At 64.0% G+C, this 16,821-nt stretch carries 15 protein-coding genes and 1 riboswitch; of the genes, 11 read left to right on the top strand and 4 right to left on the bottom strand.

What is annotated here, in order from left to right; translation table 11 throughout:
• Position 1: 1 nt before the first annotated feature.
• On the bottom strand, positions 2–1,624 hold the full coding sequence (locus JQ624_RS21895; RefSeq protein ID WP_312014466.1) for a glycosyltransferase family 87 protein: 1,623 nt from the start codon (positions 1,622–1,624) through the stop codon (positions 2–4).
• 366 nt (positions 1,625–1,990) lie between these two features.
• The gene (locus JQ624_RS21900) at positions 1,991–2,971 is read right to left on the bottom strand and encodes a tripartite tricarboxylate transporter substrate binding protein (RefSeq protein ID WP_212420967.1); all 981 of its coding nucleotides are present in this window, start codon (positions 2,969–2,971) and stop codon (positions 1,991–1,993) included.
• Positions 2,972–3,157: 186 nt separating this feature from the next.
• Positions 3,158–3,311, top strand: a riboswitch (FMN riboswitch).
• A gap of 78 nt (positions 3,312–3,389) precedes the next feature.
• On the opposite strand from JQ624_RS21900, the gene JQ624_RS21905 reads away from it, so the two are divergent.
• The 10 genes from JQ624_RS21905 to JQ624_RS21950 all read left to right on the top strand — a co-directional run bounded on the left by JQ624_RS21905 (position 3,390) and on the right by JQ624_RS21950 (position 13,834).
• A complete protein-coding gene (locus JQ624_RS21905) occupies positions 3,390–3,974 on the top strand; it encodes a 6,7-dimethyl-8-ribityllumazine synthase (protein ID WP_212420968.1) in 585 nt (194 codons plus the stop codon).
• A gap of 166 nt (positions 3,975–4,140) precedes the next feature.
• Entirely contained in the window at positions 4,141–5,358 is a 1,218-nt protein-coding gene (locus JQ624_RS21910; protein ID WP_212420969.1) for an MHYT domain-containing protein, read from the top strand.
• A gap of 145 nt (positions 5,359–5,503) precedes the next feature.
• Positions 5,504–6,367: a xanthine dehydrogenase family protein subunit M gene (locus tag JQ624_RS21915; RefSeq protein WP_212420970.1), complete on the top strand. Its 864-nt coding sequence runs from the start codon at positions 5,504–5,506 to the stop codon at positions 6,365–6,367.
• A 102-nt stretch (positions 6,368–6,469) separates the two neighbouring features.
• Positions 6,470–6,970: a (2Fe-2S)-binding protein gene (locus tag JQ624_RS21920; protein ID WP_212420971.1), complete on the top strand. Its 501-nt coding sequence runs from the start codon at positions 6,470–6,472 to the stop codon at positions 6,968–6,970.
• Positions 6,967–9,387 carry an aerobic carbon-monoxide dehydrogenase large subunit gene (locus tag JQ624_RS21925; RefSeq protein WP_212420972.1) on the top strand — a complete coding sequence of 807 codons (2,421 nt, stop codon included), beginning with the start codon at positions 6,967–6,969 and terminating at the stop codon, positions 9,385–9,387. The genes JQ624_RS21920 and JQ624_RS21925 overlap by 4 nt, the downstream gene beginning before the upstream one ends.
• Before the next feature lie 178 nt (positions 9,388–9,565).
• Positions 9,566–10,438 (top strand): MoxR family ATPase, encoded by an 873-nt coding sequence (locus JQ624_RS21930; protein WP_212420973.1) that lies wholly within the window; start codon positions 9,566–9,568, stop codon positions 10,436–10,438.
• Complete coding sequence (locus tag JQ624_RS21935) at positions 10,435–11,637, top strand: VWA domain-containing protein (RefSeq protein ID WP_212420974.1); 1,203 nt, start codon at positions 10,435–10,437, stop codon at positions 11,635–11,637. Before JQ624_RS21930 ends, JQ624_RS21935 begins: the two co-directional genes overlap by 4 nt.
• Positions 11,638–11,649: 12 nt before the next feature.
• Positions 11,650–12,489 (top strand): XdhC family protein, encoded by an 840-nt coding sequence (locus tag JQ624_RS21940; RefSeq protein WP_212420975.1) that lies wholly within the window; start codon positions 11,650–11,652, stop codon positions 12,487–12,489.
• Positions 12,490–12,491: 2 nt separating this feature from the next.
• Entirely contained in the window at positions 12,492–12,953 is a 462-nt protein-coding gene (locus JQ624_RS21945) for a carbon monoxide dehydrogenase subunit G (RefSeq protein ID WP_212420976.1), read from the top strand.
• A gap of 71 nt (positions 12,954–13,024) precedes the next feature.
• On the top strand, positions 13,025–13,834 hold the full coding sequence (locus tag JQ624_RS21950; RefSeq protein WP_212420977.1) for an SDR family NAD(P)-dependent oxidoreductase: 810 nt from the start codon (positions 13,025–13,027) through the stop codon (positions 13,832–13,834).
• A gap of 111 nt (positions 13,835–13,945) precedes the next feature.
• Here the strand turns inward: JQ624_RS21950 and JQ624_RS21955 are convergent, their stop codons facing one another.
• Entirely contained in the window at positions 13,946–14,899 is a 954-nt protein-coding gene (locus JQ624_RS21955) for a ribose-phosphate pyrophosphokinase (protein ID WP_212421071.1), read from the bottom strand.
• Positions 14,900–15,072: 173 nt separating this feature from the next.
• The gene (locus JQ624_RS21960) at positions 15,073–15,684 is read right to left on the bottom strand and encodes a hypothetical protein (protein WP_212420978.1); all 612 of its coding nucleotides are present in this window, start codon (positions 15,682–15,684) and stop codon (positions 15,073–15,075) included.
• 133 nt (positions 15,685–15,817) lie between these two features.
• Here JQ624_RS21960 and JQ624_RS21965 point away from each other — a divergent pair, with 133 nt between their 5' ends.
• The gene (locus tag JQ624_RS21965) at positions 15,818–16,819 is read left to right on the top strand and encodes an NADP-dependent oxidoreductase (RefSeq protein ID WP_212420979.1); all 1,002 of its coding nucleotides are present in this window, start codon (positions 15,818–15,820) and stop codon (positions 16,817–16,819) included.
• Positions 16,820–16,821: the final 2 nt, after the last annotated feature.

Raw genomic sequence — 16,821 nt, forward strand, 5'->3', positions numbered from 1 at the left:
CTTACTTCTCGCGCGCAACCAGCGGACACGCCTCGATGGCCGTCGCTAGCCACGCGCCTTCGATTTCGACGCAGGAGCGGGAAGCATCGACGCGCAAGCCATACCGCTCCAGCAATGGTTCGCGGATCGGCTTGCCGCGCGTGTGCAATCCCCATGCGCCGCCCGGCAGCGGATCTTTCAACGCGGTGCGGATGCGGCGGTCGAACTTGCCGTCGGGCATGATGGGCAGGGCAATGTCGGCGATCTGATAGAACCGCGACTGCGGCGGCAGCAGCGGGGCGACATAGGCCAGCGGCTTGTCGAGAAGAAGATAGACCGCGGGCTGCTCGAGGGATTTTGAAATCGTTGGGTTGTACGGGTTGGACCACGGACGGCGGAACCAGTCTCCCGGTTGCGACCACAACGCGATGGCCAGGGCAACCGTAAGCATCACCGCATTCATGCGCACCGAAGATACGCGGAGTGAGGCCGATCCAGGCGCTCCGGCCATGCCGCGTGCAATCAGCAGGACGATCAGGGGCGCACACAACAGCTCCAGTACGATCGCGTAGCGCTGGATCGAAAACACGGCGAGCCAGCTCGCATAGGAGACGACGAAGAACAGAAGGAACTGGGTGTCGCGGCGCGTGAAGATATCGGTGCGCGTGACGAGGCCTCGGCCGATGCCGAGCACGATCAGCACGGTTGCGACCGCAAACCGCGCGTCGCGAAACGGATATTCCGAGCTCCTGTTGTCGCCGACCAGCCAATAGAAAGGATACGCCAGGGCGTCCAGCATGCCCCGGGGCAGGAATTGCCAGTCCATGATGTTCATCGGGACCAATTCCCGGGACTGAAATACGGCGTTGAAGAGCGGGAAAATCGGATTGCCCATCTCGCGCCAGAGCATCAGCCCCCACGCGCCGCCCGTCGCCAGCGCGCCGACCGCGCCGCCAACTCCGAGGCAGAGCGTTGCTAGCAGTGGCCGGCTAGCGACGAGCACGGCGGCGGCGGCACCGAGCGCATAGACGGCATTGGTCAGCTTCAGCCCGACGGCCGCGCCGATCAGCAGGCCCGCGAGAACGTAGCGTCCGTGGTGCGATCCATCCGCCGACAGGATCAGGACACAGCCGGCCAGAATCGGAAGTGCGGTGAGAATGTCGGAGAAGCTCGTGCCCACCTCCGAAAGCGTCATCGGCCCGACCGCGGCAATCAGGATCGATGCGCCGATCGCGCTCGCCGTCGCCGCTTCCCGCAGTAGGACGCGGATCAGAAAATAGATCAGCAGCAAATTGAGGCCGTGCACCGCGCCGATGATCATCAGGCCGTAGGGCAGCGGCAGCAGATGGCGCAGATAATAAACCGGGAAATACACGGTCGGATTGAAATAGGTCTGGAAGCCGGGCGGCAGCGCATCAATGCCATAGCGGCCGTTGATGACCGCCCAGACATTGTACTCGTGGTAGTTCTGCCAGTCCCAGTTGACGTCCTCGCCGGCAAACCAGGTGTAGATGGCGCCGGCCAGGAGCGAGCCGAGCGCGATAGCTGTCGGCACCAAAACGTTGGTTTGAAGAACAGGCGTTTGCCAGGCCCGGTCCGCGGGCCTGGCTGCATCCGTGCCGGCAACGTCGGCGGCGTCTGTCACGCTTGTTTCCTGTGCGTCGCCCGGGCGATCTGGAGTTGGGCGCGATAGACACCTCTAGGACGCCGGCTTTAAGGATTCGTGAATGTTTCGCCGTGCATCGATACGCCCCAGACCGTTCGCAAATCGCGCGTTAACGCCCATTCGCTGGCGCCGCACAGCTTCCTCGCAGGATGCGCCCCATGACCTCGGAGTTCTCAGCCGCTTCCCTCCACGCGCCGCGCAATACGTGGCCTTCGCGCAAGGCGCAGCCATAGCGTTTTCCAGCGAAGTGGATGCCAGTTCGCATAAAGAAAATGCGTCACCACAAAACCTGGAGCCGGGCTCCGATGCAATCAGAACCGAAAGGCTCCAGGGGAGGCGGCCGCCTCACTCCGGCTTGAGGCCGCCGGTGCGAACCACCTTGCCCCATTTCTCGGTTTCGTCTGCGATCAGCTTGCCGAAATCGGCCGGTGAGCCCGGCATTGTCTCGCCGCCGATGGCGGCAAGCTTTGTCGTCATGCCGGGATCGGCGATCGCCGCATTGATTTCCTTGTTGAGCTTCTCGACGATCTCGGCCGGCGTGTTTTTCGGCGCGGCGAAGCCGTACCACTGGCTGGCTTCATATCGCGGCACGGAATCCGCCACCGTCGGAACCTCCGGCAGATCCGGCATGCGCGCGGCCGTGGTCACCGCGAGCGCACGCAGCTTGCCGGTCTTGACGTAGTCGGCGGTGCCGGGCGCAGCCGCAAACAGGATCTGCACCTGGCCGCCGAGCAAATCCGATAGCGCCGGCCCCTGGCCGCGATAGGGGACGTGGACCATGTCGACGCCGGTCATCATCTTGAACAGCTCGCCTGCCATGTGCGGCGCGCTGCCGCTGCCAGCCGAGGCCATGTTGACCTTTCCGAGATTGGCTTTGGCGTAGGTGATGAATTCGGCAAGCGTCTGCGCAGGGACGGCTGGATGGACGAGCACCACCATCGGCACGCGGATGACGCCCGCGACGGGCGCGATGTCGCGGACAAAATTGAAGCTGAGTTTTTCGTAGAGCGAGGCGTTGACCGCGTTCGGCACCGTTGCCAGCAGCAGCGTGTATCCGTCGGGAGCGGCGTTCACGACCGCCTCGGTGCCGATATTGCCGCCGGCGCCGGTGCGGTTCTCGACCACGAAGGGCTGCCCGAGATGGTCGGCCAGCCATTGGCCGATCAGGCGCGCGGTGATGTCGACGCCGCCACCGGCGGCGAAGCCGGCGACGATTTTCGTCGGCCGCGTCGGATAATCCAGCGCAGACGCCGGTCGCGGCAAGGCAGGTGCAGCGATGAGTGCGCCGGCGAGTTTGAGGAAATCTCGGCGAAGAAGAAGTTTCATGTTGAGCGCCCCCTGTTGGCAGCAAACCTATCCCAATTGCCGCGGCCTGAGTAAGGCCGTCCGCGGATCACGCCGGCGCGCCCTGTTCCCGCGGCATGGGGACATGCCGATTCCCCATGCCAAAGGTGCTTGCTGACACCCCGGCGTTTGGTCATATTCTTGAACAGGTCGTCCATTCCGGGCGGCCGATGTTCTCAGGGCGGGGTGAAAATCCCCACCGGCGGTAAGGGTGACGTAGCCCAAGCCCGCGAGCGCCTTCCTCTCCATGCGGGAAGAAGGGTCAGCAGATTCGGTGCGATTCCGAAGCCGACGGTTACAGTCCGGATGAAAGAGAACGGTTTGCGGCGGCCTCCGCGCGTTTGCGCGTGGGCTGGCGTCGTTCCGTATGCCCTGATTCTGGTCCTGAAAGAGGAAAGCCATGAATCAGATGTTGCAAGAGCCTGAAGTCCAATCCCACCCCCAAACGGTCGAAGCGAGTCACGTCCCTGACGTGCCCGAGCGTCCGCCGGCGCCGGTGTACCCGCGCTTCGTCAAGCCGCAGCGGGTCGCGTTCGTGCAGTCGTCGTGGCACCGTGACGTGGTCGAGGAATGCCGTATCGCCTTCCTCGAGGAGATCGAGGCGCGTCACATCACGCGCGCGCAGGTCGATCTGTTCGAGGTGCCGGGTTCGTTCGAGATACCCCTGCATGCGCAGCTGCTCGCCAAGACGCGGCGTTACACCGCGATCGTGGCCGCGGGCCTCGTCGTCGACGGCGGCATCTATCGCCACGAATTCGTCGCCGATACCGTGATCAAGGCGCTGATGGACGTGCAGCTCAAGACCGAGGTGCCGGTATTCTCCGCGGTGCTGACGCCGCAGCAATTCCACGACAGCGCCGTGCATCATGACTTCTTCCGCAAGCATTTCGTCATCAAGGGCATCGAGGTCGCGGAAGCCTGTGCCAACACGCTGCACAGTTTGGAACGGCTGCGCGGACAAGTGGCGGCGGGGATAGTTGGGTAAGATCATCACGATTTCGGATGAAAACGCTTCAAACACGGAGTCGCGGTCCGGCCTGGCTGGACCGCGGGCCGAAGTCACGATCGGCTGATTGTCAATTCCCCCGCCGCGTCTATAAACTCGGCGGCGGGAGGAGGCACGCCCGTGGAGACGGGCGGCCGAGACGATCATGCTCGAAGGACACGATCCCTATCTCGTCGCGCTCTCGGTGGTGATCGCGATTCTGGGAGGATACACCGGCTTCGGCCTCACCGCGCGCATCCGCGGGACGCCGGATGCCAGTCATCGCCTGTTGCTGGCGGGGGCTGCGTTCTTTCTCGCCATCGGCATCTGGACCATGCATTTCGTCGGCATGCTGGCGGCGCCGCTGCCGGCAGGCACGGTCTATCTGGTGCTGCCCACCATCGTGTCGTTCCTGATCTGCGCGCTGGTCGTCGGCATTTCCCTGTTCTTCGTCAGCGTCGGCGAGCCGCCGGTTTTCCGCGTGCTGTCTTCGGCGGTACTGCTCGGGGTCGGTATCGCCAGCATGCACTATGTCGGCATGCATGGATTGTCGGGCAATTTCGCCATGACGCATGACGGCGCCATGGTCGTACTGTCGGTCTTGATCGCGATCGCCACGGCCTATGGCGGCCTGCGTGCATTCCTGGCGCGGCAGGGCGGCGTGCAACTCGCACTGAGCGCGGTCGCCTACGGCTTCGCGGTGTCAGGTATGCACTACACCGCGATGGCCGGCATGCATCTGGTTCCACCGTCGCAAGGATCGCATCCCCACGTCGAAGGGTTGGCTGCGTCATCGCAAATGCTGTCGCTGGTCGTGGCGCTGCTCTGCTTCGTGATTGCCGCAGGCTTCCTGCTGTCGCTGGTGCCGGATCCGCGAAAAAAGGTTGCCGAGACGACAGACACGGTGGCGGCCATTCCTCAGGCTACCGTTCGCGTCGCAGATATCCCGCCGGCGGACTCCAGCGCTGCCACGACCAGCCCGCGGCTCCGGCCGACGCCGCTCGGCGGCATTGGCCAGCCGCCCCGCTCAGCGCCCGCGCCACGGATGCCGGTCGAAGGCGCCGACGGCACCCATTTCATCGACAGCGCCGACGTGAGGAGCGTCAGGGCCGACGCGCACTATACAAAGGTGCATGACGGGACCCGGGAACGGATGTGCCCGTGGTCGATTTCGGAGGCCGAAGCCCAGCTCGACCCCGGACTGTTCGTCCGGGTGCACCGCAGCCACATCGTGGCGATGGCGCACGTTACGCTGGTTCGCAAGGAAGGCGACGGCGCGATCGTCGAACTCGACGGTCCGTCGCCGCACCGGGTACCCGTGAGCCGCGCCAAGATCGCCGAGGTCAAAGCCCGGCTCGGCTTGGTCAGGCGGCATGCCTCCTGAATAGGTCGGCAAGACTGACGCATTTCGTGCGCGTTCATCTGCATTTCGTGCGAATTTATCGCCCTTGTGCCCACGCGATTGCGTTTTAGAACCTCTCCAATCAGCTTCGCCTCGAACGTCCGCAAAGGACGAATGGAGGAGATGCATGATCCCTGGCCCATTCAGCTACCACCGGCCGGTGACGGTCGCCGACGCGGTCAAACTGCTCTCGACCCTGGGCGATGAGGCTCGTCCGTTGGCCGGCGGCCACAGCCTGGTTCCAATGATGAAGCTGAGGCTCGCAAGCCCTGAGCATCTGGTCGATCTGCATGGCATCGCTGGCCTCAAGGGCATCCGCCGCGACGGCAACACAATCGTGATCGGCGCGATGACCACCCAGCACGAATTGCTGGCGTCCGACGAGATCGGCATGTCCTTGCCCATTCTGGACGAAACCGTGCTTCTGATCGCCGATCCCCAGGTGCGTTATCGCGGCACCATCGGCGGCAACGTCGCCAATGGCGATCCCGGCAACGACATGCCGGCGCTGATGATGACCCTGGGCGCGAGCTATCGGCTCGAAGGCGCGTCCGGCGCGCGCGAGGTCGCCGCAACTGAGTTCTACCAGGGCGCCTATTTTACCGCGCTGGAGCCCGGCGAACTCCTGACCGCGATCTCCATCCCTGTACCCGCCGCCGGTCACGGCTACGCCTATGAGAAGCTGAAGCGCAAGGTGGGCGATTACGCCACCGCCGCTGCCGCGGTCGTGCTGACGATGGCGGGCGGCAAGGTTGTCACTTGCAAGATCGGCCTGACGAATCTTTCGGAGACGCCGCTGCTCGCCGAGGACGCTGCCAAGGTCGTGATCGGCACCAGCCTCGATCCGGCCTCGCTGAAGAAGGCGTCTGCGGCGGCGGTCGCGATCATGTCGCCGGCCTCGGATGCCCGCGGGCCGGTCGAATACCGCAAACATGTCGGCGGCATCATGGTGACTCGCGCGCTGCAGCGCGCCGCCGGCCGCGCACGCTGAGGTCTGATCAAGTGATCAGACCTCAGCCCAGTTTTGACTGAGCATGATCTTCTCCGAAAACCGGCTTCCACTTTTCGGGATCATGCTCCTAGGGAGGGACAAATGGCAAAGACTCACGTCACCATGAAGGTGAACGGCACCGAGGTCGAAGGCCTCGTCGAACCGCGCACGCTGCTGGTGCATTTCATCCGCGAAAATCTCTCGCTCACCGGCACCCATATCGGCTGCGAGACCACCCATTGCGGCGCCTGCACCGTCGATATCGACGGCATGTCGGTGAAGTCCTGCACCATGTTCGCCGTGCAGGCGCAGGGCTCCGACATCACCACTATCGAGGGTGTCGCCAATGCCGACGGTTCGCTGTCGGCGCTGCAGGAAGGTTTTCGGATGATGCACGGCCTGCAATGCGGCTTCTGCACTCCCGGGATGATTCTACGCGCACAGCGCTTGCTCAAGGAGAATCCGTCTCCGAGCGAGGAAGAAATCCGGATGGGCATCTCGGGCAATATCTGCCGCTGCACCGGCTACCAGAACATCGTCAAGGCCATTCAATATGCCGCCGCCAAGATCAACGGCGTTGAATTCAGGGAGGCTGCGGAATGAACGACATGACTCCCACGCGGGAACAACGCGAAGCCAAACTCGAAGGCATGGGCTGCAAGCGCAAGCGGGTGGAAGACATCCGCTTCACCCAAGGCAAGGGCAATTACGTCGACGACCTGAAACTGCCGGGCATGCTGCACGGCGATTTTGTCAGATCGCCGCATTCGCACGCGCGGGTCAAGAAGATCGACGATACGGAGGCGCTGAAAGTGCCGGGTGTGCTCGCGGTCATCACCGCCGAGACGCTGAAGACCGTCAACCTCGCCTGGATGCCGACGCTCGCCGGCGACGTGCAGATGGTGCTGGCCGACGGCAAGGTGCTGTTCCAGAACCAGGAAGTCGCCTTCGTCGTCGCCACCGACCGCTATGCGGCCGACGACGGCATCAACAAGGTGGTGGTTGAATATGAACCGCTGCCGGTCGTGATCGATCCGTTCAAGGCGATGGACAAGGATGCGCCTGTCCTGCGCGAAGACCTCGCCGGCAAGACCACGGGCGCACATGGCCCGCGCAAGCACCACAACCACATCTTCGAGTGGACCGTCGGCGACAAGGATCTGACGGACGCCGCCTTCCGCAAGGCGGAGGTGACGATCAAGGAGATGATCTCCTACCATCGCACCCATCCGTCGCCGCTGGAGACCTGCCAGTGCGTCTGCTCCTTCGACAAGATCAAGGGCGAGTTGTCGATCTGGGGCACCTTCCAGGCGCCGCATGTGATCCGCACGGTCGTGGCTCTGATCGCCAAAATTCCCGAACACAAGATCCATGTGATCTCGCCCGATATCGGCGGCGGCTTCGGCAACAAGGTCGGTGCCTATCCCGGCTATATTTGCGTGGCGGTCGCCTCCATCGTGACTGGCAAACCGGTCAAGTGGGTCGAGGACCGCATCGAGAACCTGACAGCGACATCGTTCGCGCGCGACTACCACATGACGACCGAGATCGCGTCCACGAAGGAGGGCAAGGTCACAGGCCTGCGCGTGCACGTGCTGGCCGATCACGGCGCGTTCGACGCCTGCGCCGATCCCTCGAAATGGCCGGCCGGTTTCTTCAACATCGTCACGGGATCGTATGACTTCCCGACCGCGCATCTCTCGGTCGACGGCATCTACACCAACAAGGCGCCGGGCGGTGTCGCCTATCGATGCTCGTTCCGCGTCACCGAAGCGGCGTATTGCATCGAGCGCGCGATGGATATTCTGGCGCAGAAGCTCGGCATGGATCCGGCCGAATTGCGCCTGAAGAATTTTATCAAGGCCGAACAATTCCCGTATCACTCGGCCTTGGGCTGGGAGTACGATTCCGGCGATTACCACACTGCCATGCGCAAGATGATGGAGACGGTCGACTACGCCGGTCTGCGCAAGGAGCAGGCGGCGTTGCGCGCCGCGTTCAAGCGCGGCGAGACCCGCGAGATCATGGGCCTCGGCGTGTCGTTCTTTACCGAGATCGTCGGCGCCGGTCCGTCGAAGAATTGCGACATCCTGGGGATTGCGATGTTCGATTCCTGCGAAATCCGCCTGCACCCCACGGGAGCGGGCATCGCGCGGGTCGGCTCCAAGAGCCAGGGCCAGGGTCACGAGACCACTTGGGCGCAGATCATCGCCACCGAGATCGGCATTCCTGCCGACGACATCATGGTCGAGGAGGGCAATACCGACACCGCGCCTTACGGTCTCGGCACCTACGGCTCGCGTTCGACGCCGGTGGCGGGTGCCGCGATCGCGATGGCGGCGCGCAAGATCAAGGCCAAGGCGCAGATGATCGCGGCCTACAAGCTCGAGGTGCATGAAGACGACCTCGAATGGGATATCGACGGCTTCCGCGTCAAGGGCCTGCCAGAGAAGACGATGTCGATGAAGGACATCTGCTGGGCGGCCTACAATTCGGTTCCTCCCGGCATGGAGCCGGGGCTGGAGGCGGTGAGCTACTACGATCCGCCTAACATGACCTATCCGTTCGGCGCCTATATCTGCGTGATGAACATCGACGTCGATACCGGGGTCTACAAGGTCAGGCGCTTCTATGCGCTCGACGATTGCGGCACCCGCATCAACCCGATGATCATCGAGGGTCAGGTGCATGGCGGCCTCACCGAAGCCTTCGCGATCGCGATGGGCCAGGAAATCCGCTACGATGCCGACGGCAACGTGGTCACCGGCTCGTTCATGGATTTCTTCATGCCGACCGCGGTCGAGACCCCGCATTGGGAAACCGACTTCACCGTCACGCCGTCGCCGCATCACCCGATCGGCGCCAAGGGCGTCGGCGAGAGTCCAAACGTTGGCGGCGTGCCTGCGTTCTCCAACGCCGTCAACGACGCCTTCTCGTTCCTCGGCTCCACCCATATCCAGATGCCGCATGACTACTGGCGCAACTGGAAGGCAGCGAAGGATCTGGGAGTGTTCGCGTAGTTCCCCGTCATTGCGAGCGCAGCGAAGCAATCCATCGTGCCGACCAAAGAAAGAATGGATTGCTTCGTCGCTTCGCTCCTCGCAATGACGATGCTGATGCAGCAGGCTAAGGTCTCAGACCCTCATGGTGAGGAGCGCGTCTTCGCGCGTCTCGAACCATGAGGCCCCCGGAGAAGCAATGAAGAATCGTGACGAGATCGCGCAAGCGCTGGCGGCGTCGGGCTATATCGCCGACGGCGAACTCGCGACCGCGATCTCGCTGATGCAATTGCTCCGGCGCCCGCTGCTGCTGGAAGGCGAGGCGGGCGTCGGCAAGACCGAAGTGGCGAAGGCGCTGGCATCGGTGCACGCGACGGAATTGATCCGCCTGCAATGCTATGAGGGGTTGGATCAGTCGGCTGCGTTATACGAGTGGAATTACCAGCGGCAATTGCTCTCGATCCAGGCGCACCGTGGTGACAATCCCGATGATGTCGAGGACCAGATTTTCTCGGAAAAATATCTCTTGGAACGGCCTTTACTCGCCGCCATCCGCCGCGACAAGCCGCCGGTGCTGCTGATCGACGAGATCGACCGCGCCGACGATGAGTTCGAGGCGTTCCTGCTCGAGCTGTTGTCGGATTTCCAGGTCTCGATCCCCGAACTCGGCACCATCACCGCGACCACGATCCCGCATGTGGTGCTGACCTCGAACGGCACCCGCGAACTCTCCGACGCGCTGCGCCGCCGCTGCCTCTATCACTATGTCGATTATCCCGATGTCGATCGTGAGGCGCGCATCATCATGGCGCGGATTGATGGCGCCAGCGCGTCGCTGTCGCTGCAGATCGCGCGCATGGTCGAAGGCATCCGCAAAGAGGAGTTGCGCAAGGTGCCTGGCGTCGCGGAGACGCTGGACTGGGCGGCGGCTTTGGTCGGCCTCGACGTTCGCGATCTCCACGACGCGCCCGAAACGGTCCACGAGACCCTGATGTGCCTGCTCAAGACACATGAGGACAAGTCGCGGGTCACGCGCGAAGTCAGCGAACGGCTGTTGGGAAAGGTCGCATGAGCTGCTGCGGCACCAATCCCGGTTACGAAGAGCTCGATGAGGTCTCGCGCCTTGTCTCGTCAAGGCTTGCCGCGTTCCTCAAAACCCTGCGCGACAGCGGATTCGCCGTTGGCCTTGCCGAAGGCAACGACGCGGCGGAATTGATGACGGCCGGCTACGCGGCCAGACCGGGCTTGTTGCGTTCGGCGTTCAAGCACCTGTTCTCGGCGCGCAAATCCGATTGGGAAAAATTCGACGGGATCTTTGACGCGTTCTGGCTCGGCAAACGGGTGCGGTCACGATCAATGACCACGGGCGCGTCGAAGGCTGCGAACAGTCCGTCGCTCAAGACGCTGGCCGATGGCCAGCGCTCCGGTGGCGAGACGTCAATGGATCAGGTTCCATCCACCGACGATGCCGGCGTCGATCGTGCGGGCGAGGGCCGCATGGAAGGGGCCTCACGTGCCGACAATCTGGCCGAGGTGGATTTTCGTAAACTGGCCGATCCCACGCAAATCGAGCAGGCGCATGAAGCGGCCGTGCGGCTGGCGCGGGCGATGCGCACGCGGCTGACCCGTCGCGACCTGGCGCGACGGCGGGGCTACCGGCTCGATCTGCGACGCACCATTCACGGCAATATCAGCCATGGCGGCGTGCCGATTTCTCTGGTGAAGCGCCAGCGCAAGACGAAGCCGCTGCGGCTCGTCATGCTGCTCGACGCCTCCGGCTCGATGAGCATGTACACGGGCGTATTCCTGCGCTTCATCCATGGCGTACTCGATCAGTTTCGCGAGGCCGAGGCGTTCCTGTTCCATACGCGGCTGGCGCACGTCTCCGACGCGATGAAGGAAAAGGACGCGGCGCGCGCACTCGATCGGCTCTCGATCATGGCGCAGGGCGCCGGCGGCGGCACCAGGATCGGCGAGAGCCTGCAGACCTTCAACCGCTGGCACGCGGCGCGCGTGATCCATTCACGCACCGTCGTGATGATCGTGTCCGATGGCTACGAGACCGGCGATGCCGCGCTGCTGGGCCGCGAGATGGCGGCGCTCGGCCGCCGTTGCCGCCGCATCGTCTGGCTCAATCCGATGATGGCGTGGGAGGGCTACGCTCCAGAAGCCGCGGGCATCAAGGCGGCGCTGCCGCATGTCGATCTCTACGCCCCGGCCAATACACTCAACAGCCTGGCTGCGCTCGAACCCTATTTGGCGAAACTATAGATGGGCCGACCGATGAGCGCACATATCGAAGTGATGGATCTGGTCGCGCAGATGAAATCCGCCGAGCAGCCGTTCGTGCTGGCGACCGTCGTGCGCACGGTGTCGGTGACGGCCGCGAAAGCCGGCGCCAAGGCGATCATTCGCCCGGACGGCACGATCGTGGCGGGATGGATCGGCGGCGGCTGCGCGCGGGGCGCGGTGCTGAAAGCCGCACGCGAAGCACTGCTGGACGGGGAGCCGCGCATGGTGTCGGTGCAGCCCGAAAATCTCCTCGCCGAACTCGGCGTCAAGCCGGGCGATAATCGCGAGGGCATCCGCTTCGTCAGCAACATGTGTCCGAGCAAGGGCACCATGGACATCTTCGTCGAGCCGGTGCTGCCGCATCCCTCGCTGGTGATCTTTGGCGCAAGCCCGGTCGCGATGTCGCTGGCCGCGCAGGCGCGCCAGCTCGGTTATCACGTCACGCTGGCTGCGCCGGCCGCGGATATCGCCGCCGAGCCCGACGCCCATGTCATCGTCGACGGCTTCGCGCCCCGTTACCTCAACGACGCCCGGCGCTTCGTCGTGGTCTCGACCCAGGGCAAGGGCGATGAGGCCGCGTTGCGCGCGGCGCTTGCCATCAGGGCCGAGTATTACGCCTTCGTCGGCAGCCGCCGCAAGATGGCGGCGCTGCGCGAAAAGCTCGCGGCCGGCGGATCGGAGGCGGCCGCGATCGACCGCGTCAAGGCGCCGGCCGGGCTCGATCTCGGCGCCATCACGCCGGAAGAGATCGCGATGTCGATCCTTGCCGAAATCACCGTCGAGCGCCGGCGCGGCCATCGCACGACCAATCCCGCGAGGAGTAAGGACTGACCATGCAGATGAACGACAGCCAGCGCATCCCGGCGCCTAAGGAAAAGGTCTGGGCGGCGCTCAACGATCCCGAGATTCTGAAGCAATGCATCCCCGGCTGTCAGTCCCTCGAGATGTCCTCACCCACCGAGATGACCGCGACCGTGGTCTTCAAGGTCGGGCCGGTGAAGGCGACCTTCGGCGGCAAGGTGATGCTGTCCGATCTCGATCCGCCCAACAGCTACCGTATTTCGGGCGAGGGCTCCGGCGGGGTGGCCGGGTTCGCCAAGGGCGGCGCGCTCGTGCATCTCGAATCCGACGGACCTGAGATCACGGTGCTGCACTACGACGTCGACGCGCAGATCGGCGGCAAGCTCGCCCAGCTCGGCGCACGGCTGATCGATTCCACCGCGAGAAAGCTTGCAGCCGAATTCTTCAAATCGTTCGGCGAGGTGGTCGGAAAGAGGGTCGCGGCCGGCGTTTAATTCGCTCTCGTTCCGGACGTACTTTCGGGTATGCTGCCCGGCGTCAGTTCACCAGCTAAGAGTGATCGCGCATGACCGGGCAGGATTCGTCGGATTGGCTCGGCCTGTCGGGCCGCGTTTGCGTGGTGACAGGCGGGGGCGGCGGCATCGGCCGCGCCACGGCCCTCAGTTTGGCCCAGGCCGGCGCCCGGGTTGCCGCCATTGATCTCGACGAGCGCGGCCTCGAGGTGACGCGCGCCGAGCTCGGGAAGCTCGGCGCCGACCATGTCGTCGCACGCGGCGACACCGCGAGCGTCGAGAGCGTCACTGCCGCATCCGAGACAATCGAGAAATCGCTGGGGCCGTGCCAGGTACTGGTCAACACCGCGGCGGTGTTGCGGCCCGGCGCACTCGACGGCCTGTCCCTTGCCGAATGGAACGCAGTTCTGTCGGTCAACCTGACCGGCTACTTCCTTTGCGCACAGGTTTTCGGCCGGCAGATGCGTGTACATCGCCGCGGCAGTCTGGTGCATGTGGCCTCGATCGCCGGCAGCCATGCCCAGGGGCAGAGCGGCGCCTACAGCGTCAGCAAGGCCGGCGTGATCATGCTGTCGCGGCAGCTTGCCAATGAATGGGGACCGCACGGCATCCGCAGCAACGTCGTCAGCCCGGGCATGGTGATCACGCCGATGAGCCAGTCGTTTTACGATACGCCAGGGGTGACCGAGCGACGCGCCGCCGTGGTGCCGATGCGGCGGGTCGGCATGCCGCAGGACATGGCTGATGCGATCCTGTTCCTCGCCAGCGACCGTGCGTCCTATGTCAACGGCGACGAGATCACCGTCGACGGCGGCTACGCCAATATGCTGATGAATTTGGTGCCGCGGCCGGGATTTGAATGAAGCTCCGTAGGCCGTAGGGTGGGCAAAGGCGCGTTTGCGCCGTGCCCACCATCTATCTCGGCATCGTCAAATGGTGGGCACGCTTCGCTTTGCTCACCCTACGAAGCAATCTTAATCGAACAGGCTCGACACCGATTCTTCCGACGCGGTGCGGCTGATCGCTTCCGCGATCAGGGGCGCGATCGACAGCGTGCGGATGTTCGCGGCCTTGGTGACCGCCTCGGTCGGCAGGATGGAGTCGGTGATGACGAGTTCCTTCAGCCGCGAGCCGGCGATACGTGCCGCAGCACCCCCCGACAGCACACCATGGGAGATGTAGGCGTAGACATCCTTGGCGCCGTTGGCGAGCAGCGCGTCGGCTGCGTTCACCAGCGTGCCGCCGGAATCCACGATGTCGTCGATCAGGATGCAGGTGAAGCCGGCGCAGTCGCCGATCACGTTCATGACTTCGGACTCGCCGGCGCGCTCGCGGCGCTTGTCGATGATGGCGAGCGGCGTGTTGATGCGCTTGGCAAGGCCGCGCGCGCGCACCACGCCGCCGACATCGGGCGACACCACCATGACGTTGCCGAGGTCGAACCGCTCCTTGATGTCGCGCACCATGACCGGCGAGGCGTAGAGATTGTCGGTCGGGATGTCGAAGAAGCCCTGGATCTGGCCGGCATGCAGGTCGAGCGTCATCACGCGGTCGACGCCGGCGCGGGTGATCAGATTGGCGACCAGCTTGGCCGAGATCGGCGACCGCGAACCGACTTTGCGGTCCTGCCGGGCGTAGCCGAAATAGGGGATGACCGCGGTGATGCGGCGCGCGGAAGCCCGGCGCAGTGCATCGGTGATGATCAGGAGTTCCATCAGATGGTCGTTGGCCGGAAACGACGTCGACTGGATGATATAGATATCGGAACCGCGGACGTTTTCCTGGATTTCGACGAAAATCTCCATGTCCGCGAAACGCCGGACAGTGGCCTTGGTCAGCGGCAGATGCAGCCAGTTGGCGATTTCCTGGGCCAGCGCGGGATTGGAATTGCCGGCGACCAGCTTGATCGAGCCGTTCTTGGCCGCCATCGACGCTTCTCCTCGCGCCTTGCTGGATACGACGTTCAGCATATCGAGAAATCCTCGGGAACCGGCGCTTCTTGGTGAGCGAGGAGATATCAGGCAGGTGGCTCGGCTGGCAACCCATGGCCCCGGTTTTCCCGGCGAAAAATAGGCCGTTACCGGACTATTTCGGGGCCGCTTTATTGGGCGCTGTAGCCCAGCGCCATGATGCCGGCCGCATCCTGGGCGGGTACCGTGTCTGCTGCGCTCGCAACCGCCGGACCGCCTCTCGCCGGGCCCGGCGCCGCATCCGGAGTTCCGTTAATCATACCCGACAGACCGCTGAGGCCGGCCTGCGCAATCTTGCGCAAGACGAGGTCGTCGGCCGCCGCCCAGGCGTCACGTCCGGCTTTGCCGCCCGCTTCTTCGCCGGAAAGCCGCAGCGCACGCTGCTGGTTGTTGTCATAGACGTCCCACACCCAGGCGATCACGGTTTTGCCGCGAACCACCTGCGCCGAGAGATAGCTGCGCACACGGTAGGAAGCCCCGCCCTCGCGGGAGACGATCGACAGATTTCGCAGCTTCGATTCGCTGTCGAGCACGCTGACCATGCGGTCGAACACCTGCGGCGGCGGACCGTCGATCGATTCGAACGCCACGGTGGCGCCAGCGCTCGATGCCATCGCATATGAGCCGCTGCCCGTTGCGCCGCCGCCGGCGCAGCCACCCAGCGCGCAGGAAACAACAAACAGTGCCGCGGCAATCATCGCGCGCGGCGCCTTCAGGCACGAAGCTATCAGGGCGTCCCTCATTGCTCCCTGCGATATCGTTAAAATGTGTTAAGGTCTAGGGCAGCGGGTGCACCGGCTCGCCAAAAAGATTGCGTCGGGCTCGCCCCCGTTCACCTTTTTGTTGCCAGAATTCCTCAACCCCGCAGGATGATCCATGCGAGCCTTTGTTCTCGACGGCTATGGCGCGATCGCCGACCATGTCCGCCTGGCGGAAATCGCCGATCCGGTCCCAGGCCCCGACGACGTCAGAATCGAAATCCATGCCGCCAGCCTCAATCCGATCGACTTCAAGATCGTGCATGGCGACCTCAAGCGCGTCTCGAAATATCAATTGCCGCGCCCGTTCGGGTTCGATGCCAGCGGTGTCGTGACCTCGGTGGGTGCCGTGGCGTCGAAATTCAAGCCGGGCGATGCGGTCTTTGTCCGCGCGTCGCGCGAAGCGATCGGTACCTTTGCCGAGAAAATAGCCCTCGGCGAAAATCTCGTCGCGCTCAAGCCGGCCACAATTTCACACGCGGAAGCGGCTTCGCTGCCGCTCGTCGGGCTGACCACGGTGCAGATGTTCGGGCGTGCCGGTGCGAAGTCCGGGCAGCGGATCCTGATCCATGCCGGCTCCGGCGGCGTCGGCACATTTGCGGTTCAGTACGCAAAGCATCTCGGTCTTCACGTGACGTCGACGACGAGTTCGAAAAACGTGGGTTTCGTCGCTTCGCTCGGGGCTGACCGTGTCATCGCCTACGACCGCGAGAACTATCTTCAACAGGATGGCAATTACGATATCGTCTATGACACGCTGGGCGGCGCATTCACCGTCGATGCCTTCAAGGTGGTGAAGCGCGGCGGCGTGGTGATTTCGCTCAGCGGGCCACCGGATCGGGATTTCGCTCGGCGCGAAGGCGCCGGGCTGCTGGTAGGTATCGTCGTCTGGCTGATGGGACGGAAGGTTTACGCCGCCAGCGCGGCTGCCGGGGCGCGATACGAATGGTCCTTCACGGAATCCAACGGCGACCAGCTACGCGACATCGCCGCCCTGGTCGATGGCGGCGCGATCAGGCCGGTGATCGACCGCGAATTTCCTTTCGAACAATTGCCCGCGGCGCTCACCTATCTCGAAGCGGGGCGGGCGCGGGGCAAGGTGGTGTTGAGAGTGAAGTAGCG

The organism is Bradyrhizobium sp. AUGA SZCCT0283 (genome assembly GCF_018130385.1).
Classification (GTDB): Bacteria; Pseudomonadota; Alphaproteobacteria; order Rhizobiales; family Xanthobacteraceae; genus Bradyrhizobium.